Consider the following 24,641-nt stretch of genomic DNA (forward strand, 5'->3'; position numbering starts at 1 on the left):
CGTGAGGGCTATTGCGGGTTAAGCATTTAGCGATGTCTAGGGCCAGACTGGACGTCTGAACGCAAGCCGCTGATACTGTACATAACCACAGTATCAGCGGAGGATACCCATGTCGCTGGCAAGGAACGCCACGGCGAGTCAATCGCCCACTCAAACAAACGGTTACGAACGCCACCAACCCGACCAGACGCTGCTCTACCAGCTGGTTGAGCAGCACTACCCAGCCTTCAAAGCCTCACTCGAAGCCCAAGGTCAACACCTGCCTCGCTACATCCAACAAGAATTCAACGACCTCCTCCAATGTGGCCGTCTGGAGTATGGTTTCATGCGGGTTCGCTGCGAGGATTGTCATCACGAGCGTCTGGTCGCCTTCAGCTGTAAACGACGCGGCTTTTGCCCTAGCTGCGGTGCCCGCCGGATGGCCGAGAGTGCGGCGCTGCTGATAGACGAAGTCTTCCCCAAGGAGCCCATTCGCCAGTGGGTGCTCAGCTTTCCTTTCCAGCTACGCTTTTTGCTGGCTCGCCATCCCCAGCTGATGGGCCAGGTCTTGAGTATCGTCTATCGTACACTCTCAACTCATCTGATCAAAAAAGCCGGTTACACCAAAGCCTCTGCACAAACTGGCTCAGTGACTCTTATCCAACGCTTTGGCTCCGCGCTAAATCTCAATGTCCACTACCACATGCTGTTTCTCGATGGTGTCTATGCCGAAGATGACTATGGCAAGCAACGCTTCCATCGTGTCAAGGCACCCACTTACGATGAGCTGAATACGCTCGCTCACACCCTCAGCCATCGCATCGCTCGCTGCATGGAAAAGCGTGGGATTTTGGAGCGTGATGCCGAGAATACGTGGTTGACACTGGAAGAGGGCGAAGACGATACGCTGACTCAATTACATGGTGCTTCGGTTACGTATCGCATTGCCGTCGGCCCCCAGCAAGGGCGCAAAGTCTTCACCCTGCAAACCTTGCCAGGGCGTGAGGATAAAGCCGACTCAAGCAGTCGAGTAGCCAACCATGCTGGTTTCTCGCTACACGCCGGTGTGATGGCCGAAGCGCATCAGCGGGATAAGCTTGAGCGCTTGTGTCGCTACATTAGTCGGCCAGCGGTTTCAGAAAAACGTCTGGCATTAACCGCCAATGGGCAGGTGCGTTACGAGCTCAAAACTCCGTACCGCAATGGCACCACCCATGTGATCTTCGAGCCGCTGGACTTCATCGCCAAACTCGCTGCGTTGGTACCTAAGCCGCGAGTCAACCTCACACGCTTCCACGGCGTCTTTGCACCGAACAGCAAACACCGAGTTCAAGTAACACCCGCCAAGCGGGGCAAGAAGCCCGACAAATCGGAAGGTCTCGATACTAACTGGCGTGACAAGAGTCCTGCAGAGCGCCACCGCGCCATGACCTGGATGCAACGCCTCAAGCGAGTCTTCAATATTGATATTGAAGTCTGCGAACACTGCGGCGGTCACGTCAAAGTGATTGCCAGCATCGAAGATCCGAAGGTCATTGAGCAGATTCTCAAGCATCTGAAACAGAAAACAGCCAAGGCGAATGCCGCCAAGCAGCGTGAGCTGCCACCAGAACGAGCGCCGCCACTGACTCCCAGCCTGTTCGATCCATCACAGAGTCGTCTCTTTGACTGACGACCCCAAATCCAACACTGCTCAACACTGCCAACTTTTAAACGGGGCGGTGGGGCAGTTTGTATCTCTCGAGCTATCAGGCTAGAGATTTTACCGCCAAATCGAACCTTATTAGAGCGGTTTAGGCTGGACCGGCAGTTAAAATTGGGGCTTGAGCGGTAAACGAGTGAGGGAATTTCAGGTAAGATACTTCGGATGAGGAGCAAAAAGGTGGTTTATACTTCCTATACCCTATACCCAAAAAGGTGGTTTATACTTCCTATACCCTAAAAAGGCAGCTTTGGCTGCCTTTTGTATAATTCATATCGACTTATCAAAAGGACAATCCGATGAATGTCATTATAAAAGCTGTAGTTACTGCCTCGACGCTACTGATGGTATCTTTTAGTTCATTCGAAACCTCAGCGCAATCCCCACTGTTAAAAGAGCAAATTGAATCCATAGTCATTGGAAAAAAAGCCACTGTAGGCGTTGCAGTGTGGGGGCCTGACGATCTGGAACCTTTACTGATTAATCCTTTTGAAAAATTCCCAATGCAAAGTGTATTTAAATTGCATTTAGCTATGTTGGTACTGCATCAGGTTGATCAGGGAAAGTTGGATTTAAATCAGACCGTTATCGTAAACAGGGCTAAGGTTTTACAGAATACCTGGGCTCCGATAATGAAAGCGTATCAGGGAGACGAGTTTAGTGTTCCAGTGCAGCAACTGCTGCAATACTCGGTCTCGCACAGCGATAACGTGGCCTGTGATTTGTTATTTGAACTGGTTGGTGGACCAGCTGCTTTGCATGACTATATCCAGTCTATGGGTATAAAGGAGACCGCTGTGGTCGCAAATGAAGCGCAGATGCACGCCGATGATCAGGTGCAGTATCAAAACTGGACCTCGATGAAAGGTGCTGCAGAGATCCTGAAAAAGTTTGAGCAAAAAACACAGCTGTCTGAAACCTCGCAGGCTTTGTTATGGAAGTGGATGGTCGAAACCACCACAGGACCAGAGCGGTTAAAAGGTTTGTTACCAGCTGGTACTGTGGTCGCACATAAAACTGGTACTTCGGGTATCAAAGCCGGAAAAACTGCGGCCACTAATGATTTAGGTATCATTCTGTTGCCTGATGGACGGCCCTTGCTGGTTGCTGTTTTTGTGAAAGACTCAGCCGAGTCAAGCCGAACCAATGAAGCTATCATTGCGCAGGTTGCTCAGACTGCGTATCAATTTGAATTGAAAAAGCTTTCTGCCCTAAGCCCAAATTAACAGACTATCAGCACTATCTAAGCCGCTGACTCTGGTTGTACACTAAAGCTATGGTTTGAAATTGGAGTAGGTTATGCAGTTATTAGGTTCAGTGGCTTCCCCTTTTGTTCGTCGTTTACGTTTAGTACTGGCAGGGCAACCTTATCAGTTTGTAGCGCTTAATATTTTTGAGTCTGAAGGCCGTTCAGTGTTGGTACAACATAATCCGGCACGCAAAGTGCCTGTGTTAGTGGATGGAGAGCAGGTTATTTTTGATTCAGGCGTAATTTATCGTTATTTGGCTTCGAAACTGAAATTCAAACCATTGAGCTGGGATCAGGAAAACGGTCTGACGACCATCAATGCCTGCACAGACTCCTTGGTTGAATTACTGCTTTGTAAGCGCTCAGGTTTTGACGTGACTGAAGATAAATTGTTTTTTAATCTTCAGCATGAGCGAATTCAGGCGACGCTAGAGGCACTTGAGCAACAAATCAGGGCAGGGCATTTCGGTGACTGGGACTATCCTGGTATCAGTCTGTTCACTTTAATCGACTGGATATTGTTCCGCGATTTAGTCGACTTAAAACCCTTCCCTGTATTATTACAGTTCAGAAATGCGCATTTAAACCGGCCGATGGTCGCTGAAACCGACCCGCGTTTAAGCTAAAAACAACAGGTCAGAGCCAAGACTCTGACCTTTATTATTTATTCCACACCAATAAAGCCGCCGGTTTGATGCGCCCATAATTGAGCGTAAATACCGCCTTTGGCGATCAGTTCCTGATGACTGCCTTGTTCCACAATACGACCTTGATCCAGAACGATCAGCCTGTCCATAGCTGCTATGGTAGATAAACGGTGTGCAATGGCTATAACCGTTTTGCCTATCATCAACTGAGTCAGACTATGCTGAATAGCTGATTCTACTTCGGAGTCCAGCGCTGAGGTGGCTTCATCCAAAATCAGAATAGGGGCGTTTTTCAGTAAAACCCGAGCTATTGCAATACGTTGACGTTGACCACCAGAAAGCTTGACTCCACGTTCGCCCACCTGAGCGTCGTAGCCACTGTTGCCTTTAGGATCGGTAAGCTCCTGAATAAAAGCATCGGCTTCGGCTAAACGGGCTGCTTCAATCATTTCCGCTTCGGTAGCGCCAGGACGACCATATAAAATATTTTCCCTTACAGTACGGTGTAGCAGGGAGGTATCCTGGGTCACCATAGCTATATGAGCGCGAAGACTTTCCTGTGATACAGTTTTGATGTCCTGACCGTCTATCAAAATCTGGCCTGAATTGACATCATAAAAGCGCAGCAGTAAGTTCACCAGCGTGGATTTACCAGCACCAGAACGGCCGACTAAACCTACTTTTTCACCGGGTTTAATCGACAAGTCCAGACCATCAATCACAGGACCATGTTCACCTGCTGCTTTGCCGTAGTTAAAGTTCAGTTGCTTAAACTCAATCTGACCTTGTGGCACTTCAAGCGGCTTCGCATCAGCTTTGTCGATGATTTGCTGAGGCTGAGACAAAGTCGCAATACCATCTGCCACAGTACCTATGTTTTCAAACAGTGCACTGACTTCCCACATGATCCACTGCGACATACCATTTAAACGCAGCGCCAGACTGACTGCGATGGCAATAGAGCCCACAGTGACGGCATTGACAGACCAAAGCCATATCGCCAGCGTGGCAATAGAGAACACCAACAGATAGTTCAGACCCTGCACACAAATATTGAGCCAGGTAGCCAGTCGCATTTGTCTGTACACAGGCACCAGAAACAGCTGCATGCTATCGCGGGCGTATTCTGACTCACGAGCCGTGTGTGAAAACAGTTTAATAGTGCTGATATTGGTGTAGCTGTCGACAATACGGCCTGTCATTTCTGAACGGGCATCGGCTTGTTCTGTTGCAACTTGTTTCAGTCTCGGCACAAAATAAAACTGCAAGCCGGTGTATATGACTAACCAGGCAATCATCGGCAGTACCAAGCGCCAATCTGCATCGGCGATCAGATACAACATAGAGCCAAAATACACCACCACATACACCATCACATCCAGCAGCTTGGTGGCCGTTTCGCGCACTGCCAAAGCCGTTTGCATCACTTTAGTGGCGATGCGACCAGCGAATTCATTCTGGTAGAAACCCAAACTTTGTTTCAGTAAATAACGATGCGCCAGCCAGCGGATCGACATAGGGTAGTTACCCAATATAGTTTGGTGGATCAGGGCTGAGTGAAAAAATACCAAACCAGGCAACACCAGCAACATCACTATGGCCATAGTGATCAAGGTATCCTGCTCTTCCTGCCAGAAAGTAGCCGGATTCTTGGTTACCAACCAATCGACTAATTGCCCCATATAGCCAAATAAGGACACTTCTAATGCGGCCAGTAAGGCTGTCGCAATAGACATCAGGATCAGAGGCAACACCATGCCTTGACTGTAATGCAAACAAAATGCAAACAGGCCTTGAGGTGGCTGAGTTGGCTCTTTATCAGGGAAAGGGTTGGTTAAGCGTTCAAAAAAGCCCAGCATAAAATTCCTCTGCAGCAACGAAAAAGGCAGTTATTGTACGTCAAAGTTTAAAAAACAGATGTAACTATTTGATGAAAGCCCGGTTTAGAACGGCCATCTTATTTTATAACCGATAGCTTGTGACTCGCTTTTTTGCTGAACAGAACAGCAGATTGTTGAAAATAAATACAAAAAATCTGAAAAATCCAAAAGATGCTATATCACATGAACTCAGCAGCTTAGATTTATTGAAGGACCGTTAATAGGTAATAACTGGAAAATCTATAACTTAGCTTCTGTTTTGTCAGCTTGCAAAGGACTTTTTGCTTTCTACACTGAAAATACAGAGTACCCGAATCAGGGTGTTGTCTCGTCTTACAGGAGTGTTGAAATGGATGCCAAAGAATTATTGGTCTACATGAAGCAGGCAGAACTGCAAGCTGAGTTAGTCGTTGAGGCTGGTCAGCAACTGGACAGAGCCATCAAACAATTACATGACTGGTCTGAAGACTGGGATTGTCAGCGCCGGGCTTGTGAAGATATGTACGATGCCGTGCATTTAATTCTGATCCATAGCTATCAATTATCCCGGATTTTCTGGCCCGCCAAGTGTTGCGGAGAACTGGGGCTGGATTTGTGTCATAGAGCCATGGCGCTGCGAAGTGAAATCAACCTGCCTGATCTAAACCATCCACTGCGGAATGAGGCGTTATGGCGTCATGCAGATGAGCTGGATCATTCAGTGCGGGATAATACTGCTCTGCGTCGTTATCAAGCGCATCATTTAACCGGTTTTAATCAGGTGATCACCTGGATGGATAATGAAGCCATGTTTTGCTGGCTTGAACCTGCCAGTAAAACCTTTGTGTTTCATGCCGAGGAGTTTGCTTTAGCCCAATTACTGGATGCTGTGCATCAGGTTCAGCAAGATATTCAGAATTTTCTTAACAAGCAGCATCAGTCAAATCTAAAGGTGGCCAAAGCTGGCGTGCATCACTATGAGAAGCAGTGGGGGGCATTTAAAATAAGACAAGACAGATCTTGTCCACAGCTTTGTTGTTATGACTACTTATCTAATTTAATAAATCCGTAGGCAGAAATCTCGCTGAGCTTATGTTCTCTGATCTTTTTTGCGACTTCTGCTTGGTAGTCTTCAATGTACAGGTGCAAAAAATCTTTAAACTCTTCATCCAAAGCACGTCTATCCACAGAGTTACCGAACCGTTGCGCTTCGTATGCAAGCAGGCATAATCTATGCGCCCGGATCTCCATATCAGCGGCCACCTGCTTTTCGATAATGTTTAATGCATCTGACATTCCAATCAACTTCTTGTAGAAAAACAGACTTAACAGTAAAAAGCCAAACGTAATTGCAGACATAACAAAAGTCAGCATTCCTGAAGTTCCTTTCTGTGCTTGACGGCTCCTGATATGGACCATAAAAATATCGCTAAAATTGCTGCGATATTTATAGCTGGTATTCCATATTTGTATATACCACCCAATAGATCAGTGCCAAATATGACTCTGTCTGTGAATCTCGCTACCTGCAGAACAGAGTGCATCAAGATGCTTAAACAAATGAATTGAGTGATTTGTTCAACCGCCCATACGAATTTTCTATGAATAACCCAGATGATACCAAGCGTCAATGTTTGACATATCACCCAACTTGGGTACCAAAGTAAGCGAGCGAGCTCAGGAGATGTTTCAGATATCCCCATCAGCAAAGGAGCAATCCTGTCTTGAGCTAATCCCGATAAAGTGAGTATCAATATGGTTATTCGTGCAGATTTACTGGCCGACCAGACTAAGGACAGCAGTAGAGAACCTATGCACAACACCCATAAGTACTCAGCAAGAGTCGTAATAAATGTCCCCACAAACTACCTCTTATTTTGGTGGTTCATTACCCCAGCCACCACCTAATGTAGTCAGTGTTGGATTTATTGCTTTAGATTCTTGCTGCTCTGCAGCCAGCTTCGCCTTTGCTTCAGCAGATAAGGTGACAGTGTCTGCAGTAGAGGGTGCTGTTGTAGTGGTGGTTTTAGCCTGAGCAGCAGGAGCAACAGTTTGTATTGTTGATGTAGCCGCTGTGCCCGGAGTATTTAAGTTGATTTGCATAACTGTTCCTTACCATTGTCACTAAATCAGAAAACAAATGTACCGAGGGCTTTACTAAGCTTGCCCCTTCCGCCGTTGTCATAATCGGTTATGGCATCGCATTTTATTTTCTTTCTCTGGTTCTGAAATCCATCCCTGTCGGTGTTGCTTATGCAGTCTGGTCGGGACTCGGCGTCGTCATAATTACAGCCATTGCCTGGTTGCTTCATGGGCAAAAGCTTGATGCGTGGGGCTTTGTAGGTATGGGGCTCATAATTGCTGCCTTTTTGCTCGCCCGATCCCCATCGTGGAAGTCGCTGCGGAGGCCGACGCCATGGTGACGGTGTTCGGCATTCTGAATCTCACCGAGGACTCCTTCTTCGATGAGAGCCGGCGGCTAGACCCCGCCGGCGCTGTCACCGCGGCGATCGAAATGCTGCGAGTCGGATCAGACGTCGTGGATGTCGGACCGGCCGCCAGCCATCCGGACGCGAGGCCTGTATCGCCGGCCGATGAGATCAGACGTATTGCGCCGCTCTTAGACGCCCTGTCCGATCAGATGCACCGTGTTTCAATCGACAGCTTCCAACCGGAAACCCAGCGCTATGCGCTCAAGCGCGGCGTGGGCTACCTGAACGATATCCAAGGATTTCCTGACCCTGCGCTCTATCCCGATATTGCTGAGGCGGACTGCAGGCTGGTGGTTATGCACTCAGCGCAGCGGGATGGCATCGCCACCCGCACCGGTCACCTTCGACCCGAAGACGCGCTCGACGAGATTGTGCGGTTCTTCGAGGCGCGGGTTTCCGCCTTGCGACGGAGCGGGGTCGCTGCCGACCGGCTCATCCTCGATCCGGGGATGGGATTTTTCTTGAGCCCCGCACCGGAAACATCGCTGCACGTGCTGTCGAACCTTCAAAAGCTGAAGTCGGCGTTGGGGCTTCCGCTATTGGTCTCGGTGTCGCGGAAATCCTTCTTGGGCGCCACCGTTGGCCTTCCTGTAAAGGATCTGGGTCCAGCGAGCCTTGCGGCGGAACTTCACGCGATCGGCAATGGCGCTGACTACGTCCGCACCCACGCGCCTGGAGATCTGCGAAGCGCAATCACCTTCTCGGAAACCCTCGCGAAATTTCGCAGTCGCGACGCCAGAGACCGAGGGTTAGATCATGCCTAGCATTCACCTTCCGGCCGCCCGCTAGCGGACCCTGGTCAGGTTCCGCGAAGGTGGGCGCAGACATGCTGGGCTCGTCAGGATCAAACTGCACTATGAGGCGGCGGTTCATACCGCGCCAGGGGAGCGAATGGACAGCGAGGAGCCTCCGAACGTTCGGGTCGCCTGCTCGGGTGATATCGACGAGGTTGTGCGGCTGATGCACGACGCTGCGGCGTGGATGTCCGCCAAGGGAACGCCCGCCTGGGACGTCGCGCGGATCGACCGGACATTCGCGGAGACCTTCGTCCTGAGATCCGAGCTCCTAGTCGCGAGTTGCAGCGACGGCATCGTCGGCTGTTGCACCTTGTCGGCCGAGGATCCCGAGTTCTGGCCCGACGCCCTCAAGGGGGAGGCCGCATATCTGCACAAGCTCGCGGTGCGACGGACACATGCGGGCCGGGGTGTCAGCTCCGCGCTGATCGAGGCTTGCCGCCATGCCGCGCGAACGCAGGGGTGCGCCAAGCTGCGGCTCGACTGCCACCCGAACCTGCGTGGCCTATACGAGCGGCTCGGATTCACCCACGTCGACACTTTCAATCCCGGCTGGGATCCAACCTTCATCGCAGAACGCCTAGAACTCGAAATCTAACGTCCGTTCGGGCATCGAGGTCCATGTCGGGGTGGGACGGGCCCGTGGCTTCAAGATCACTTGCAGTCCGACCGCGATGTCTTGGTTGCGCGAGAGGTTGTCGACAGGCCATGCTGAGTGTGCGATGGTTGATCGCTTCCTCGCCGCTCTCCACGGCGACGATGGCCGCCGCCATCAGCAAGTGCGCCAGTTCCCCTATGGTGCCCTCGCTGCGTGTGAGCAGGTAGCGAGCCATGTCCAGCGTGGCAATTGGGGAAGGCCGGCGCAGCGGGAGCGAAGCGGCGAAGCTGGCCAGCAGTGAGCAGCAATCGTCGTTGGCCTCCCATACCGGCAGCATCATCGGCTCGAAGCGATTTTCCAACTGGTCATCGGAGCGGATGGCTAGGTAGGCGTCGCGCGTGCCTACCCCAACCAACGGGATGCGCAGTTCGTTGCCGAGGAAGCGCAGCAGGTTGAGGAATTCCCGGCGGTTGACGCTGTTGCCGGCCAGCACGTTGTGCAGCTCGTCGATCACCAGCATGCGCACGCCGACCTTGCGCAGCAGTGCCAGAGCCAGTTGCTCCATTTCCGGCAACCGTGGGCGTGGGCGCAGCGGCGCGCCCATCGCGGCGAGCAGCGCGACGTAGAAGCGGATCACGGACGGCTCGGACGGCATCTGCACGACCAACACCGGGATGTGCTCCTGGTCGGCGTCGGAGCTGGCCGGGTGGGTGCGGCGGAACTTCTCGACGATCATCGACTTGCCATTGTTGGTCGGGCCAACCAGCAGCAGGTTGGGCATGCGTTGCTTGTTTGGCCACGCATAAAGGGCTTCCAGCCGGTTCAGCGCCTCGACTGCGCGCGGATAGCCGATCCAGCGGTCGGCGCGAAGGCGCTGGATGCGCTCGTCCGCCGGAAGACGGGCCAAGCCCTGGGCCGCCGGCAGCAGGTGGGACAGGTCGATGATGGGATATTCGTCCACGGCTACCACTCCTCAATCTGGTCGAACGGTTTGGCGGGTGGCAAGTTGTCTGCCTGCGGGTCGGCAATATCCGTATCCGGCGGAACGGGCTTGTCCGGCCGAGCTGATGTCTTGAGGTGCTGGCGGCGATCCGCGTCACGCCGCGCCTTGCGTGTGGCCTTCTGCGCGCTGGTCACAATCTCACGCATCTGGCCGATCATGCGGAACAGCGCCGACTCATCCACCTGTTCGCGCCCTTGCTGCCGCAGTTTCGCCAGCGCCTGCCGTTGTTCCCAGAGGGTGACAGCCGGATGCGACAAGGTACGGTAGGGAATTTCCAGGTAATGCTGTCCCTCCGGTTCCAGGACCCAGATACGGCTGATGTCGCGCGGATCGCGCCGGATCAGAAAGGACGGCCAGCGTTCACGCCGCTGTGACTGACCATTAAAGTCTCAAAAATGACATTAATGTTCTAAACTTTAACAATATAGTTGTAAACTCAAAGAGGAAGTTTGAATGAATATTACGAAAAAATCAGATTCAATACTTGTGGTATTTTTTAAGTTGTTTCTTTGTAGCAGTGCATTTGTTGCATGTATTTTATTTGGATTTTGGTTGAGTCCAATGCAAGTACCATCCCCAATAGTCATTTTTATATCACTTGCAATCACCGTTTTATTTACTTATTGGATATTTGGAATAGGTAAACTCAAACATAAGTAAATTTACAACTATTATGTCATAAATGGATTGGTTATCTAAACTCAAAGTTCATTGAGTTTAGAACTATAATGTAAATTTACTGAATCATACCTAATGTAAGTTATTGATTTTATGATTCATCAGTTTAAGTCTTTAATGTGCAAAGACAGTTGCACAACTTCATCAATCAAATAAGCAACAGGACTTACAGATTGGCTTTTTGTGAAAGTCGGTGCACCAGCTTCAGCGATAAACTTCTCGCTAATCGGTTTTTTGATTTCTAAGCGATACACACGGCGCAGCTTGTTTAAGCAATCAGACATTGAGCCATCGCCAATACCGTGACGGGCTTTCTTGTTATCACGAGTCTTAAACGTGAAGTATGGAAAATGTTTGGCCATGACTGCAGTAATGTCTTTACCAACCAAGTAAATGTGGCTGTGTGTTTCGTAGAAGTGGGTAAATGACGTCTCTACGTGATAAGCAGCCAACAAGCTTTTTGCTTGAGGGTCAGTGATAACCGATTTAACTTGGTTAATCATTTTTTTGGCAATTGTTTTGTTATTCATGATGAACACCCTATAAATTTGATTAATTAGATTGAGTTAATGCAAGTTGCGTAAAAATACGTTTTAGGCACACTTTACATGTAACAAGGTGCGGTACCGTGTCCACGGTAACTTCACCTACTTTCATTTTGAATTCTTTCTTTGCTTCATCTGCAGGGAATAAGCCTCCAGCTGAGCACAAGTACTGGTTTTTCTCACGAACCAATTTAGATCCTGAGTAGTCTTCATCAAAAACCAAGTGAGTCACTGTATTTGATTTTTCACCATCGCCCCATGATCCAGCTGACAAGCCTGACATTACAATTTTTACACCAGTGAACCATTTGAACGGTAAAGCACTGAAGTTTTTCTTCTGATCGATAGCATCAAAGATCGGTTTAGCTTGTTGCAGCGCATTGAATAATTCAAACAATGCAGTAATTTTTTTCTTAGCATCCTGTTCAGCCTGGTTCCACTTGGTTTGCGCCTCATACTCAGCACGGGTATACCAGACCACTTGCCCATTTTTTGCATATAGCCAAAGTTTTTTACCAGTCATGAGATGGTTCACCATCGCATCGGGCATATCAAACATGAGGTTGTTAAATGACATAACTTTGTCATTCAGGTTGATAAAAGACTTTTTATCTTCAGGTAGTAGCACCGGCACTAACGTAGAGCGTACTAATGCTTCGTAGTTGTCAGTAGACATGCTAGAACGTGGGAAACTATGACCTGTAAACACTGGCTTAAGATAAGGGTTGTATGGCAACTCAGTTGCTAAAACCTTGGTGGACCATTCTTCCCACAAATTGAACTTTTTAGCTTGTTCAACCATATGGTGCAGATCTGCAGTAGAAATTCTAACTGATGGCATTGAAGGGTTATTTATTGATTCTGGCGCACGAGTTACACGAACAAGTTCTATAACTTCATGCGCTTCAATTGGACCATATTTGCGATCAAGGTTTTTGCTAAGTAATTCATTAATAGTAACCATTTCAACTCCAAGTTTTAAGCTTTCTGCTTCAATATGTTTATTTTAAGATAGAACCTAAACCAAAAACTTTTTTAAAATTATTTATTTTTATTATTGTTTTACTGGTCCTTGCTGCGACTTTTAACAGATAGCAGCTAAAAATAGTAATGAGGATGCTATTAAAATGATGGAAGCAATTAAGGTACCATACAAATAAGCATTGATCCTGGTGCGCCAGATCTAGCGCTGGCCACAACCAAATTTCTAAACCTTTTTTTAATCAATTAAAAAACATCGAATGCGGTTTTCAACTGCCAACCAGTGAAGCAATAGACATGCTTCACTGGTTGTTGTTATTAAGCTTCAGTCAATTCATTAATATCTAGGATATGAACGCCGTTTGATGTCAGTAGCCAACATGAGAGGGTATGTGCTTCAGTGACTTGAAGTATGAGGCTGTTAAGAGTGTCACTAGATTTTTTGCAGTAAAGGCAATCAGGTTCAGGATTGCTACCATCATCATCAATCAATGGCGTGTCAGCAATTAAGCGGTATGAAGCATACTTAATGATGTCAATATCATCGGCATTGATTGGCTCTTTTGAGCTTAGGCGTACTTGCTCTAAACTGAATGCTTCAGGTTCAATCCATTTAACCTTACTGGTGTTTTCAATCTGGTAACTTAACTGAGTGCCATCAGCAAAAAACACGACAAATTGACCATCTTCAATGTGCTGTACTTTAAAATTGCATGGAATGGTGAATGTGTTGTAGTAATTCATGGGGTTTCTCCAAGTTGTAGGCGTTGAGCCTAAGTTGATTAATCGTTTAAAACAGATTCGATAAAAGAGAGTATTTCAGCTTTAAGAGATGCTGAAATGGTTGCAGTATTTAACTGGCTTAAATACATATCAGCTTTGTCTTTTATTTCTTTTGACGTTGCGGTTTTACGAATTAAAACTAATGTATTCCACATATTAAAAGCCCTTTAGGATAGTGATTAAATCTATATTCATTATACAAAGCGCAATAGCTGTTTAATTTTTCTTAAAATTTAAAAATTCAAAACCTTTTTAATCAATTAAAAAAACATCGAATGCATTTTAAAAAATACCCAAAAGAAAAGGGATAAGGTTTTACGCTTATCCCTGTTTGGGTTTTAGATATGGCAATCAACAATCGTGATTATATAGTCGCTTGGAAAGCTCTTGAGCAAGGCTTGGTTTTTGTTTTCCCAATCTTCTTCCTTGCGAATATCCAGTCCAAACATGCCACACTCTGAACCTGTCCAGTCGCCTATTTCATCACCACTGGTCGCATCTAAGAAACAGTATGTACCGAATGGGTTTGCTGATTTTTTAGCTAGGAATTCTTCACGGCTCACCAAAAATTCATCAAATTCATGTCCGAATATGCCAAACAGGTTATCCGTATCACTGGCTTTCATTAATAAGATTGCATCTTGGTTATGATAGAAATTACGCTTATCGTTCACTGATTCGATTGATTCATCAGACCAAACATCAGCCCATGACCGCCAAGTACGTGAAGCATCACCGATACACTTCTCAAAATAGTCATAAACACGGTTAGCTTCGGTTTTTAAGCGGTTGATTTCGGTTTCAAAATCTAGCTCACCAATCGGGCAGCTATCCACTTTTCGTCCATCAAGACGCAACAGCATGTTTTTCCAACGTCCTCCGATTTCATACCAATCGTATTTCGGATTCGGGTTGGTGGTGGTGAAGTAATCGACCACTTTACCGTCAGCATCAAGCTCTATCCATTCTGTCCAACTTTCATCAGGTTTTTCACCTGTCAAAACAGTCGGCGTAACTTTTTCGTTATACCAGTTAATGAACTGTTGAAGCTCAAACACTTCAGTACATGGCACATCTTTTTGATGCCATTGAATGAACATGCCTAAATCACGAATGCGACTTGAGTACGTACCATCATCGTTTTTGACCTGTACCACTGATAAATGCTTACCGCCGTTCGGGAAGTCAGCAAAAATATCACCTTTGTTGTTTTTGATGGCATAAAGCTCTAAGTCTGTTGCATCACGCACGAAACGAGGGTCGTCAAGAAACGCATAGCGTTCTTCACCATCATCTATGATAGGCTTTGAGTTTTTCATCAAAGTGATTTCTGTCGATTCGTATTGGTCTTTAATTTCGTCCAATGATGATTCTGAAATGCAATATTTGTTTTTAATGCCTGAGCATTCAAATTCGTAAAATGGTTCTAGGGCATCTACAACATCACCATCAGGGGTGGTAACTACTGCAACTGTGAAATGTGACATTTTAAAATCTCCAAGTTTTGAGCCGTGTGCTCTACATCTGAGATTCCATAATAGTTATTAAGTGGCGTTTATAATTTTTTCCTTAAAATATTAATGAAGCTGAATTTAACAACGGTAGTGGTTCAGTAATTAAAATATTTTAATCAATTAAAATCACCGTATACGTTGAATAAAACTAATATCAATTATTTATATTTAATTAAATAAAATAAGGCTCACATATTAAAATAACCTGATTACATAGATCTATATCAAAAAAAGATGGCAATAATTAATAGTTGCCATGGCAGAGTAAAACTTGAAGTGCGACATAAACCACCTAATTAATTTAAAGGGTTTATGGAGTATATAAAATTGTCATACCATCATCTTAACTTTGAAGATCGTACTGCATTAATGCTTGAGTCAAGAAAAGAAGGCTTTTCAGCCAGAAAATTTGCTGAACTTATTAAAAGACATCCTAGTACGATCTATCGTGAGCTTAAAAGAAATAGCATCAATGACGTTTATCAAGCTCAATATGCTTCTGATAACACTTTTGCTAGACGTAGACGTGGTCACAGAAAACTCAAAATCGATTCAATCCTCTGGAAATTTATTGTTGAAGCGATCCGTTGTTTATGGTCTCCTCAGCAAATAGCAAAGCGTTTAAAGACATTTCCTGATTTGGATCAAACAATGAATGTAAGCCATACAACGATTTATTCAACGATACGAGCATTACCCAAGGGTGAGTTGAAAAAAGACTTATTATCCTGTCTACGTCATGAAAATAAAAAGCGAAAAGCTAACGGTGAACCTAAAAAAGATTCTATATTACAGGATATTAAAACTATTCATGAGCGCCCAGCCGAAGTTCAAGAAAGAAAAATACCGGGTCATTGGGAAGCTGATTTAATTAAAGGTAAAGACAATAAAAGTTCGATAGCAACACTTATTGAACGAAATACACGGCTCTGTATCTTGGCAACATTACCTGATGCAAAGGCAGAATCAGTGCGCAAGGCTTTAACTGAAGCTCTGAAATATTTACCTGCAGAAGTGCGTAAAACGTTGACCTATGACCGTGGACGTGAGATGTCAGAACATAAAATACTCGAAGAAGATTTAGGCATAGATGTATATTTCTGTGACCCACATTCACCCTGGCAAAAAGGCACATGCGAAAATATGAATGGTTTAATTAGGCAATATTTACCTAAAGGGATTGATTTAAATCAGGCAGATCAGCATTATTTAAATCAAGTTGCCATGTCACTGAATACTCGTCCTAGAAAGGCGTTAGATTGGCTTACACCATTAGAGAAATTTGCTCAGCTTGTTGATTATCATATGGCTTTTGAAACTGTCGCACCTCATGTTTGAATTCGCCCCATATTTTTGCTACAGTGAACCAAATTAAGATCATCTATTTACTAGGCCTCGCATTTGCGGGGTTTTTAATGCTGAATAAAAGGAAAACTTGATGGAATTGCCCAATATTATTCAACAATTTATCGGAAACAGCGTTTTAGAGCCAAATAAAATTGGTCAGTCGCCATCGGATGTTTATTCTTTTAATCGAAATAATGAAACTTTTTTTCTTAAGCGATCTAGCACTTTATATACAGAGACCACATACAGTGTCTCTCGTGAAGCGAAAATGTTGAGTTGGCTCTCTGAGAAATTAAAGGTGCCTGAACTCATCATGACTTTTCAGGATGAGCAGTTTGAATTCATGATCACTAAAGCGATCAATGCAAAACCAATTTCAGCGCTTTTTTTAACAGACCAAGAATTGCTTGCTATCTATAAGGAGGCACTCAATCTGTTAAATTCAATTGCTATTATTGATTGTCCATTTATTTCAAACATTGATCATCGGTTAAAAGAGTCAAAATTTTTTATTGATAACCAACTCCTTGACGATATAGATCAAGATGATTTTGACACTGAATTATGGGGAGACCATAAAACTTACCTAAGTCTATGGAATGAGTTAACCGAGACTCGTGTTGAAGAAAGATTGGTTTTTTCTCATGGCGATATCACGGATAGTAATATTTTTATAGATAAATTCAATGAAATTTATTTTTTAGATCTTGGTCGTGCTGGGTTAGCAGATGAATTTGTAGATATATCCTTTGTTGAACGTTGCCTAAGAGAGGATGCATCGGAGGAAACTGCGAAAATATTTTTAAAGCATTTAAAAAATGATAGACCTGACAAAAGGAATTATTTTTTAAAACTTGATGAATTGAATTGATTCCAAGCATTATCTAAAAATACTTGGCAGAGTAAAACTTGAAGTGCGACATAAACCACCTAATTAATTTAAAGGGTTTATGGAGTATATAAAATTGTCATACCATCATCTTAACTTTGAAGATCGTACTGCATTAATGCTTGAGTCAAGAAAAGAAGGCTTTTCAGCCAGAAAATTTGCTGAACTTATTAAAAGACATCCTAGTACGATCTATCGTGAGCTTAAAAGAAATAGCATCAATGACGTTTATCAAGCTCAATATGCTTCTGATAACACTTTTGCTAGACGTAGACGTGGTCACAGAAAACTCAAAATCGATTCAATCCTCTGGAAATTTATTGTTGAAGCGATCCGTTGTTTATGGTCTCCTCAGCAAATAGCAAAGCGTTTAAAGACATTTCCTGATTTGGATCAAACAATGAATGTAAGCCATACAACGATTTATTCAACGATACGAGCATTACCCAAGGGTGAGTTGAAAAAAGACTTATTATCCTGTCTACGTCATGAAAATAAAAAGCGAAAAGCTAACGGTGAACCTAAAAAAGATTCTATATTACAGGATATTAAAACTATTCATGAGCGCCCAGCCGAAGTTCAAGAAAGAAAAATACCGGGTCATTGGGAAGCTGATTTAATTAAAGGTAAAGACAATAAAAGTTCGATAGCAACACTTATTGAACGAAATACACGGCTCTGTATCTTGGCAACATTACCTGATGCAAAGGCAGAATCAGTGCGCAAGGCTTTAACTGAAGCTCTGAAATATTTACCTGCAGAAGTGCGTAAAACGTTGACCTATGACCGTGGACGTGAGATGTCAGAACATAAAATACTCGAAGAAGATTTAGGCATAGATGTATATTTCTGTGACCCACATTCACCCTGGCAAAAAGGCACATGCGAAAATATGAATGGTTTAATTAGGCAATATTTACCTAAAGGGATTGATTTAAATCAGGCAGATCAGCATTATTTAAATCAAGTTGCCATGTCACTGAATACTCGTCCTAGAAAGGCGTTAGATTGGCTTACACCATTAGAGAAATTTGCTCAGCTTGTTGATTATCATATGGCTTTTGAAACTGTCGCACCTCATGTTTGAATTCGCCCATCTTTTTGAGTTCTAGTTAATGATTAAATATATTCTTCAACCGTACTGGTCATACGTTTTTTCATTTTGTAAGGCTTGTAATGAGGAACATAACAAGGCTTGCAAACTGCTTCATAGGTTTTGGTATCAGAATGATAATAAAAGCGATCCAGTGGTTCATAGCCATTGCAATGATGGCAATAACGCTCAAAACCCAATGAAGTGAAGATCATCTTCTGCACAAATGCTTGTTTTTTATGTTTTGCTTTAAGTGTAGGTGAGTTTTTGACTTCACAAGAACAGATATAATCTTGGTAGTTATCGAACTCTGGTGCTTCTTGGTGTATGTGAACAAACCGATTTATAACTTTTGGATCAAAAATATTCCATTGTTGGTCATGTTCTGAAAATAGGAAATATCCATCTGCACCTGATGGCATTTCTTTACTGTATTTCGAGTAATGGATAACATGTTTTTCCGTTGGCTCAAAGTCATTCAGGAACATTCTCAAGGTATTGAGGTTCGGGAATTGGACTTTCATTAACTGTGCTTGAGTCACCAGATTGGATCTTGATTCGTAGTTCACCAGAACCATAATTTTACGGCTTTTGTCGATTCTGCCGATGATGTAATTATAGATATGATCAGACATTGTATTTTCTCCTATTCTATAGAGATCCATGTTAAGAACATGGATCATTCCCAAAAAATGCAATGAGATCGTTGCTCTGGTAGCTAAACTGCAATTCGGTGTAGTCCATTTTCAGTGTGCTATCTAAGTACGGTGTAATGTCGAGTTGCACGAATGAATCAATAAATTCACTTTCTGCGCCATACGCATCTATTGAGCCTTTGAACAGCTCCAGTACATTGCATGTTACATAGTCGCCAATTTCTGATTTATGTGTCTTACATGATGGTAGTAGTGCCAAGTCATTCAGGATCACTTGAACATGAGTGCCATCATATGAGCCTTGATATAGGCTGTAATATTTTTCAGGATTCAAGATACATTCAAGAACTAAATCAAAGTTGTTGCTGTAAGAGTTACGCGTAGCGACATATACACTTTCTGCTACTGGCTTTTCGACTTTGGTGAGTGTGATTGAGTCTGAATGCTCATGAGCGAACAAAATAGGGTCGTCTACGTCTTGTTCTTCATCTGGCTCAATGTCCATTAACGCCAAGCGTCTATCTTTGGTTTCTTGGTCGAGAATTTCCCAACCATCGATAGATAAAGTACCGCCGTCAGCAAGTTGAATGAGAACAGGGGTTTCTTTGTCCTGATCTGTATTGTCCAGAATGGTGAAGATCCCTAGTAATCGAACCCATGAAGTGATTAACTGGCAAATGGGTAGGTTTTCATTAATTTCATGGCGATTCTTGCAAGACTCGCTAAACATCGCCAGATTTTCAGGGTGATTAATATCAATATAGACATTGTGCAAAACAGCATCAGCACTGGTGTTGTTTGGTGCTTCGTAGCTCAATTCAATCAATAAGTATTTTTTAGACATGATCAATATTCCTTAGTACAAAACTTCAGTGCCAACAACGCAATCCAAAAACTTACCTTGCAGATCAAATACTAAAAATTGTTGCAGTTCTTTTTGTGTCGAGTGGATGTTAAAAACAGGCACAATCAAGCTGTCTTTTTCAAATAGGTTATGGTTGTTAATGACGAAATCATGAGCTGAATAGCAATGACCTTGCAGATATACACCGCAACGCATCAGCTTATCTAAATCAAAAGATTGAGAGATGTAGTGAACATCTTCTGGTGCATATTCACTGGCAATATCTCGGCTATATGCAAGATTGACTTGCTTGACCAAGCTTTGTTGAAAAAAGTCGCTGTCATGCACTTCTGAACGTGCGATGTCAGTAACAACTAAAATGGGTTGTGTTTCCCAAAAAATGCTGAGTAATTGATTAAAATCAAGATGCTCAGGGAATTGAACTTTTGAAGTAATAACGCTCCAATCATCAAGGGTTAAAGATAGAAAGTTTCCGTAATGATCAAGCGGAATAACCGTTAATACATTAAGGTCTTGATGCAATTCTTCGTTATACGAAAAATCAGCAAGGGAATGACCTGTATTTAATTCAGGATTCACAATAATGTTTAATGTTTTAGAACGGTTTGTAAAAAAATCAAGTACGCTTTTCATATCTTCAACTCCAAGTTTTAAGCAATTGCTTAGGTATGAATTAATTATATTTGTGAAATATCCCTTAAAAACTTTTCTCAAATTACTTATGGAACTGGCAATGAAAAATTTCAATATTTTTTAATCAATTAAAAAACATCGTATACGTCATTAAATCTAATGGCATAAAAAAAAGAGGGTAGACCTTTATTGGATCTCCCTCTATTTGTTTAATGGTTTCTTATGACAGGTTGTTTTTAAAGTACTCAATCAGTCTTAAATAAACAGTGTTCGCCATAAAATGTGAGCTATGCAGCGCATTAAAATCTGCGACATCTTCAAAACATTCTGTCAGTAATGCACTGGCGAAACCTTTATTCCATGTATTGAACTTTTCCAGTTCTGCATCTGACAGCAAATCATATTGAATCATGTCATTAATGGCTTGGCGTTGTAAATTTATCGCCACATCCATGACTTCGCCCTCAATCAATGCATGAGAATCATCAGGACTGAATCTAAATGATTCGTGAGCGTCTGCGATGGCTTGAACCTGTAACGGTGCATTGACTTCAATGCAGTAGGCTTGTGACTTGTGTTGGTGAAATAAAATGACATCCAGTTCAATGTTAAAAATAAACTGCGGATCTGCTTTGGTTGCTACGCCAATCACATTGATGACGCAACTTGGTAAACCGTCATACGCTTGGGTGAAGCTTTGTAGCAAGTGGCGCACATTAGCAGTACCAGTATTAAATTTTTGTAGTTGCATTGTCGTATCTCCAAGTTTTAAGCAATGAGCTTTGATGTATTCATTATATCGGTGCATGTGGCCTGTATAACTTTTCAGTAAAAGTATTACGGCTGATAGGCTCATGGTTTCAAGTTATTTTTAATCAATTAAAAACACCGTTTACGGCCATCATCTTATGAAAGGAATAAGCTATGGGTGCTTATTCCTGGTGGGTGTGATTAGTGCGGTTCTACGTCATACGTGTTTTCATTTTCTTTAAGTCTGGCTTTTTCACGCTTCAGTCTTAAACGCTCCTGATGTTCCCTGTATAGGTTGGTGAGTTGACCGACTGGCAAATGTAGAAACTTTAGATCAATGTTTCTTACCCAACTATCAACAGCAAGCTTTTTGCTTTTTTTAACGTCTGGCACTTCGTAATGATCACGCTTGATTGCGCCTTTTACGGCATTTAACACGAGATCCGCGGTAGCTTCATTCCAGCACTTGAATAATTTAATGCCTTTAAACGCCTTATATTTTGCTGGTACTTTTTCACTGTACTTAAACAGCTCTCCAGTAGATGTCACGGCGATAAACCAGTCACAACGGACAAGCTTCATCGTTTCTATACGTTTTAATTCGTTTTTTTCTCTTTGTTGTTCTATTTCTTGCATATTTGCAAAGCCGAATAAGTCAGGGTTGTCAATTTTCATAGTCGCCATTTGAATTTTTTATACCTCTCAATGAACGTTCGGATCTCAAAAAAACCTAGCATTGTTTGGTCAATGCTAGGTGTTGTGTTTATTGGTCTTCAGGCATCATAAAAGTAATGATAGGCTCACCATTCACACCAGGCCCAACCGTAGCAATATTGGTGATTAAGGTGTCAGAAAAGGTATGCGGTGTATCTTGTAGAGCATATTTAAACTTAACGCTTTGGTCATTAAGTGCAACTGAACCACGAACGCTCATGTTCAACATATCAAAGATGGTATATCCCATTAAATCATTGATTTTTTCAGCATCAGCTTCCGTACCATTCGGAAAAATTGCTTTTGCAGCTGTCAGGTGCTTGTTATACAAGTTGCTTGTAATATAAACAGGGAACTTATAGAACTGTTTGCAATCTTTGGCATGTTCTTCTTTATCGCTAAGGCAAAGAATCACGCCCTCTTCTAAAGCGTCTTGTAAAGAAAAAACAGTGATGACTTCAGCACCAGCGAAAAAATTATTCATAATAGCTACTCCATGTTTTAAGCAATTGCTTTTGATGTTTTAATTATAATAAATCCATAAACCTTAAAACTATTTTTTAAAAAAAAGATAGTATTTATTTAGGTTTAACAAATATAATTAATATAGCTTTTAATATATATTTGGGGTTTTAGGTGGTACTAACAGGAACAATTAAAAAATATAATAATGAGCGTGGTTTTGGTTTTATATCTACGAGTAATTTTGGTGATGTATTTTTCCATATTAAGGATTTTCAGAAAGGCGAACAGCCAATAGTAGGTCGAGAGGTCTATTTCGAGGTAGTTAAAAAAGAAAATAAAAATAGGGCAATCCATGTTTACTATTCCGACCATGAACAAACGCATGACAAGCAAAAATCATTGCCACTATATCTATGGATAATTTTTATTAGCATAGCTATTGGGGTGGCATATCTAGGTAGCATTCAATTAAAGAAATATCTATATAAAGATAATCAAACTACAAATGCTATATATCAAAAGCCAGTAGCCTATAAGTGCGATGGTCGTAAGCATTGCTCTCAAATGCGATCTAAAGAAGAAGCTGATTGGTTTGTGAAAAACTGCCCAGATACCATGATGGATGGTGACGGCGATGGCGATGCTTGTGAAAATGATTCAAGGTGGTAGTTGTATAGTTTCAGACAATAAAAAATGAGCTATTAATACTTAATTAATAACTCATTCCTTAGGTTGATTTTAGATTTCTGCCAGTGTTTTACCGTCTTGTAATTCATTAATCTGCGCCAGTGTGACAGCTTGAGCGTCATATTCTTCTGTCACATACGATACAATTTCTTCTATTGAACATTCACCAACTACACCCCAAAGCACAAAATTGGTATGGGTTTTTTCATTCCAGATCTGCTCAACTTGTTCTAGATCCAGATGCCCAATACTCACAAAAAGGTCATAAGCCAATGCCCAATTTTCGTAACGGCTGACAGATTCATCAATGATAGGATCATCAGACATTAAATAGGTCATCATTGCCTTAGCTTTACAGAACTTTTGCATTGTTTCGTTTAAAGTTGTCATAAACATCATCTCATATTGATTGGTTTAAAATCATTTTATGCTGACAGGTGGTGTCAAAAACTTATTCAAAAACAAAATTATTCCAAACCATTTTTAATCAATTAAAAAACATCGCTTGCGGTTTTCATCCTAAAAAGGTGCCAAATGGCACCCTAATTTACAGCGATCCACAACCCTCCTTGTTGAATGCGCCTGGTGGAACCGTCCAGTTATCCGTGAACACTGGTAGGTAATAACTTTCAATTTTGGACTGTACCAGTGCTTCCATATCCTGAATGTCGAATGGCTCAATGCCATTGCTCAGACTGACGACATCGATCTTTGAGCGACTGATCGTACAATCAAACTTTTGTTCATAACCAGCGATCAGCTGAGCGCGTTCAGGGTAGTAGGTGCTGATGGTTGACCAGATTTTAGGACTGTTGAAGATACAGGTCATGCATGAGCTACGGCCCCAACCTAAGCGATATGGCACTGGTGGAGTAACCTTGTACTTCTCCAGTAACTCCCATACTTGCTCTTCAGTGAAGTGAAGCACGTTCTTCCACCAGTCAACGCGTCTTGCTTTCTTACCGCTTCTACGGTCGCATGGGTGCGGTTCTAGCTGGTTGTACTTACTGCGGTTTGGTGACTCTTCACGGCGTTCACCAGTGATAAAACAAATGTTCTTGCCGTCAAAGCGTTCTTGGTTGTTCAATGCTCTGCGTCCGACATCGATCTTTAACGCTGAAGAACACCAGCGCGTCATGAGGCTGGCTGCTTGTTGTGGGAACTTCAAGCGTGTGCCTGTTTTACTGCGGTTGTTGTCGCGTTCAAGCTTAATTAAGCCCTCTGGTGTTTCTACGAAGTGGGGTTTTGAGTAGCTGTTTTCTTTGAGCATTTCGCCAAGGAAACCGCCCTCGAGCCAACTGAAGTACAATGGTGTGTCGAATGCCTGAGCGAATGCTTTGGTATAGTTTTCCATGAACACCCAATCCATGAACGGCTGGTTTTCTTCATCAATTTTGTGGTGCCAAAGCTCAATTTTGCTTTTATCTACTCCAGCCTCCAGTAAGCGCAAATACGCTGCAATCGAATCCTTACCGCCACTTAAGCAGACAATAAAAATGTCATAGATACTTAGATCGATGTCTGGTGCTTCATGAAAAACATGCTCAGCCAGTTCTTTGTTTAGATCGGTACCAGACAGCAACTCCAGTTGCCCGGCTATTGTTGGGATGATGACTTGATCATCGTACTTATGCGCTGTATTCACTCGACTTACTCCAGATTTAAGGCTTTGTGCCTTGCTTGCTATGGATTAAGTATAGAGGGGTGTACCAGGGGAA

Annotated in this window: 28 protein-coding genes and 2 pseudogenes; 12 read left to right on the forward strand and 18 right to left on the reverse strand. The window is 43.4% G+C overall.

The genetic code is table 11. The features are described 5' to 3' along the window. Positions 1-109: 109 nt before the first annotated feature. The 3 genes from ACO1B7_RS16630 to ACO1B7_RS16640 all read left to right on the forward strand — a co-directional run bounded on the left by ACO1B7_RS16630 (position 110) and on the right by ACO1B7_RS16640 (position 3,556). Positions 110-1,651, forward strand: coding sequence for an IS91-like element ISCR1 family transposase (locus tag ACO1B7_RS16630; protein WP_000050481.1), 1,542 nt, complete (start codon positions 110-112; stop codon positions 1,649-1,651). Positions 1,652-1,980: 329 nt separating this feature from the next. Beyond that, positions 1,981-2,907, forward strand: coding sequence for an inhibitor-resistant extended-spectrum class A beta-lactamase PER-1 (locus ACO1B7_RS16635; protein WP_001100753.1), 927 nt, complete (start codon positions 1,981-1,983; stop codon positions 2,905-2,907). A 73-nt stretch (positions 2,908-2,980) separates the two neighbouring features. Beyond that, positions 2,981-3,556, forward strand: coding sequence for a glutathione S-transferase family protein (locus tag ACO1B7_RS16640; protein ID WP_001176353.1), 576 nt, complete (start codon positions 2,981-2,983; stop codon positions 3,554-3,556). A 38-nt stretch (positions 3,557-3,594) separates the two neighbouring features. On the opposite strand, the gene ACO1B7_RS16645 is transcribed toward ACO1B7_RS16640, so the two are convergent. Beyond that, on the reverse strand, positions 3,595-5,436 hold the full coding sequence (locus ACO1B7_RS16645; RefSeq protein ID WP_032495614.1) for an ABC transporter ATP-binding protein: 1,842 nt from the start codon (positions 5,434-5,436) through the stop codon (positions 3,595-3,597). A gap of 370 nt (positions 5,437-5,806) precedes the next feature. On the opposite strand from ACO1B7_RS16645, the gene ACO1B7_RS16650 reads away from it, so the two are divergent. Continuing rightward, positions 5,807-6,508 carry a hypothetical protein gene (locus ACO1B7_RS16650; RefSeq protein ID WP_032495674.1) on the forward strand — a complete coding sequence of 234 codons (702 nt, stop codon included), beginning with the start codon at positions 5,807-5,809 and terminating at the stop codon, positions 6,506-6,508. Here ACO1B7_RS16650 and ACO1B7_RS16655 read toward each other — a convergent pair. Both ACO1B7_RS16655 and ACO1B7_RS16660 read right to left on the reverse strand, forming a co-directional pair. Beyond that, a complete protein-coding gene (locus ACO1B7_RS16655) occupies positions 6,481-6,810 on the reverse strand; it encodes a hypothetical protein (protein ID WP_033917513.1) in 330 nt (109 codons plus the stop codon). The two genes, ACO1B7_RS16650 and ACO1B7_RS16655, sit on opposite strands and share 28 nt — an antisense overlap. A 498-nt stretch (positions 6,811-7,308) precedes the next feature. Continuing rightward, entirely contained in the window at positions 7,309-7,539 is a 231-nt protein-coding gene (locus tag ACO1B7_RS16660; RefSeq protein ID WP_032495677.1) for a hypothetical protein, read from the reverse strand. A 2-nt stretch (positions 7,540-7,541) separates the two neighbouring features. On the opposite strand from ACO1B7_RS16660, the gene ACO1B7_RS16665 reads away from it, so the two are divergent. The 3 genes from ACO1B7_RS16665 to ACO1B7_RS16675 all read left to right on the forward strand — a co-directional run bounded on the left by ACO1B7_RS16665 (position 7,542) and on the right by ACO1B7_RS16675 (position 9,320). Next, a complete protein-coding gene (locus tag ACO1B7_RS16665; protein ID WP_071211019.1) occupies positions 7,542-7,859 on the forward strand; it encodes a DMT family transporter in 318 nt (105 codons plus the stop codon). Continuing rightward, positions 7,853-8,692, forward strand: coding sequence for a sulfonamide-resistant dihydropteroate synthase Sul1 (gene sul1 / locus ACO1B7_RS16670; RefSeq protein ID WP_000259031.1), 840 nt, complete (start codon positions 7,853-7,855; stop codon positions 8,690-8,692). Before ACO1B7_RS16665 ends, sul1 begins: the two co-directional genes overlap by 7 nt. Before the next feature lie 127 nt (positions 8,693-8,819). Beyond that, complete coding sequence (locus tag ACO1B7_RS16675) at positions 8,820-9,320, forward strand: GNAT family N-acetyltransferase (RefSeq protein ID WP_000376623.1); 501 nt, start codon at positions 8,820-8,822, stop codon at positions 9,318-9,320. Here the strand turns inward: ACO1B7_RS16675 and ACO1B7_RS16680 are convergent. The 7 genes from ACO1B7_RS16680 to ACO1B7_RS16710 all read right to left on the reverse strand — a co-directional run bounded on the left by ACO1B7_RS16680 (position 9,289) and on the right by ACO1B7_RS16710 (position 14,797). Further along, positions 9,289-10,281 carry a TniB family NTP-binding protein gene (locus ACO1B7_RS16680; RefSeq protein ID WP_001381192.1) on the reverse strand — a complete coding sequence of 331 codons (993 nt, stop codon included), beginning with the start codon at positions 10,279-10,281 and terminating at the stop codon, positions 9,289-9,291. The two genes, ACO1B7_RS16675 and ACO1B7_RS16680, sit on opposite strands and share 32 nt — an antisense overlap. Before the next feature lie 2 nt (positions 10,282-10,283). Further along, positions 10,284-10,580: a hypothetical protein gene (locus tag ACO1B7_RS16685; protein WP_000019232.1), complete on the reverse strand. Its 297-nt coding sequence runs from the start codon at positions 10,578-10,580 to the stop codon at positions 10,284-10,286. A 522-nt stretch (positions 10,581-11,102) separates the two neighbouring features. Beyond that, entirely contained in the window at positions 11,103-11,531 is a 429-nt protein-coding gene (locus ACO1B7_RS16690) for a hypothetical protein (protein WP_033917495.1), read from the reverse strand. 22 nt (positions 11,532-11,553) lie between these two features. Continuing rightward, positions 11,554-12,510, reverse strand: coding sequence for a hypothetical protein (locus ACO1B7_RS16695; protein WP_227504909.1), 957 nt, complete (start codon positions 12,508-12,510; stop codon positions 11,554-11,556). Between the two features lie 335 nt (positions 12,511-12,845). Further along, positions 12,846-13,271: a hypothetical protein gene (locus tag ACO1B7_RS16700; RefSeq protein ID WP_033917496.1), complete on the reverse strand. Its 426-nt coding sequence runs from the start codon at positions 13,269-13,271 to the stop codon at positions 12,846-12,848. Between the two features lie 38 nt (positions 13,272-13,309). Continuing rightward, positions 13,310-13,465: a hypothetical protein gene (locus ACO1B7_RS16705; RefSeq protein ID WP_005006030.1), complete on the reverse strand. Its 156-nt coding sequence runs from the start codon at positions 13,463-13,465 to the stop codon at positions 13,310-13,312. A gap of 183 nt (positions 13,466-13,648) precedes the next feature. Then, positions 13,649-14,797, reverse strand: a complete 1,149-nt coding sequence (locus ACO1B7_RS16710; RefSeq protein WP_058952573.1) for a hypothetical protein — start codon at positions 14,795-14,797, stop codon at positions 13,649-13,651. Between the two features lie 339 nt (positions 14,798-15,136). Between ACO1B7_RS16710 and ACO1B7_RS16715 the strand changes: the two genes are divergently transcribed. The 3 genes from ACO1B7_RS16715 (at position 15,137) to ACO1B7_RS16725 (ending at position 18,147) form a co-directional block, all read left to right on the forward strand. Next, the gene (locus ACO1B7_RS16715; RefSeq protein ID WP_087554627.1) at positions 15,137-16,162 is read left to right on the forward strand and encodes an IS30-like element ISAba125 family transposase; all 1,026 of its coding nucleotides are present in this window, start codon (positions 15,137-15,139) and stop codon (positions 16,160-16,162) included. Between the two features lie 100 nt (positions 16,163-16,262). Further along, on the forward strand, positions 16,263-17,042 hold the full coding sequence (locus ACO1B7_RS16720; protein WP_000422636.1) for an aminoglycoside O-phosphotransferase APH(3')-VIa: 780 nt from the start codon (positions 16,263-16,265) through the stop codon (positions 17,040-17,042). 79 nt (positions 17,043-17,121) lie between these two features. Next, a complete protein-coding gene (locus ACO1B7_RS16725) occupies positions 17,122-18,147 on the forward strand; it encodes an IS30-like element ISAba125 family transposase (protein ID WP_087554627.1) in 1,026 nt (341 codons plus the stop codon). Between the two features lie 32 nt (positions 18,148-18,179). On the opposite strand, the gene ACO1B7_RS16730 is transcribed toward ACO1B7_RS16725, so the two are convergent. The 6 genes from ACO1B7_RS16730 to ACO1B7_RS16755 form a co-directional block, all read right to left on the reverse strand. Beyond that, on the reverse strand, positions 18,180-18,788 hold the full coding sequence (locus ACO1B7_RS16730) for a hypothetical protein (RefSeq protein WP_024160765.1): 609 nt from the start codon (positions 18,786-18,788) through the stop codon (positions 18,180-18,182). A 31-nt stretch (positions 18,789-18,819) separates the two neighbouring features. Continuing rightward, on the reverse strand, positions 18,820-19,653 hold the full coding sequence (locus ACO1B7_RS16735; RefSeq protein WP_024160764.1) for a hypothetical protein: 834 nt from the start codon (positions 19,651-19,653) through the stop codon (positions 18,820-18,822). Between the two features lie 12 nt (positions 19,654-19,665). Continuing rightward, positions 19,666-20,307, reverse strand: a complete 642-nt coding sequence (locus tag ACO1B7_RS16740; RefSeq protein ID WP_024160763.1) for a hypothetical protein — start codon at positions 20,305-20,307, stop codon at positions 19,666-19,668. Between the two features lie 220 nt (positions 20,308-20,527). Beyond that, complete coding sequence (locus ACO1B7_RS16745) at positions 20,528-21,058, reverse strand: hypothetical protein (RefSeq protein ID WP_024160762.1); 531 nt, start codon at positions 21,056-21,058, stop codon at positions 20,528-20,530. 200 nt (positions 21,059-21,258) lie between these two features. Then, complete coding sequence (locus ACO1B7_RS16750) at positions 21,259-21,732, reverse strand: hypothetical protein (RefSeq protein ID WP_227504915.1); 474 nt, start codon at positions 21,730-21,732, stop codon at positions 21,259-21,261. Between the two features lie 88 nt (positions 21,733-21,820). Continuing rightward, positions 21,821-22,255, reverse strand: coding sequence for a DUF6573 family protein (locus ACO1B7_RS16755; protein ID WP_005006045.1), 435 nt, complete (start codon positions 22,253-22,255; stop codon positions 21,821-21,823). Between the two features lie 152 nt (positions 22,256-22,407). Here ACO1B7_RS16755 and ACO1B7_RS16760 point away from each other — a divergent pair. Further along, positions 22,408-22,536, forward strand: a pseudogene (locus ACO1B7_RS16760) (cold-shock protein); the annotation flags it as partial. A gap of 231 nt (positions 22,537-22,767) precedes the next feature. After that, positions 22,768-22,905 (forward strand): annotated as a pseudogene (locus tag ACO1B7_RS16765) (excalibur calcium-binding domain-containing protein); the annotation flags it as partial. A 69-nt stretch (positions 22,906-22,974) separates the two neighbouring features. On the opposite strand, the gene ACO1B7_RS16770 reads toward ACO1B7_RS16765, so the two are convergent. Then, complete coding sequence (locus tag ACO1B7_RS16770; RefSeq protein WP_024160759.1) at positions 22,975-23,313, reverse strand: hypothetical protein; 339 nt, start codon at positions 23,311-23,313, stop codon at positions 22,975-22,977. Between the two features lie 157 nt (positions 23,314-23,470). Beyond that, positions 23,471-24,505, reverse strand: coding sequence for an adenine nucleotide alpha hydrolase family protein (locus ACO1B7_RS16775; protein WP_306236376.1), 1,035 nt, complete (start codon positions 24,503-24,505; stop codon positions 23,471-23,473). Positions 24,506-24,641 lie beyond the last annotated feature (136 nt).

The sequence above is a fragment of the Acinetobacter lwoffii genome (assembly GCF_049367455.1).
Lineage (GTDB): Bacteria > Pseudomonadota > Gammaproteobacteria > Pseudomonadales > Moraxellaceae > Acinetobacter > Acinetobacter lwoffii_W.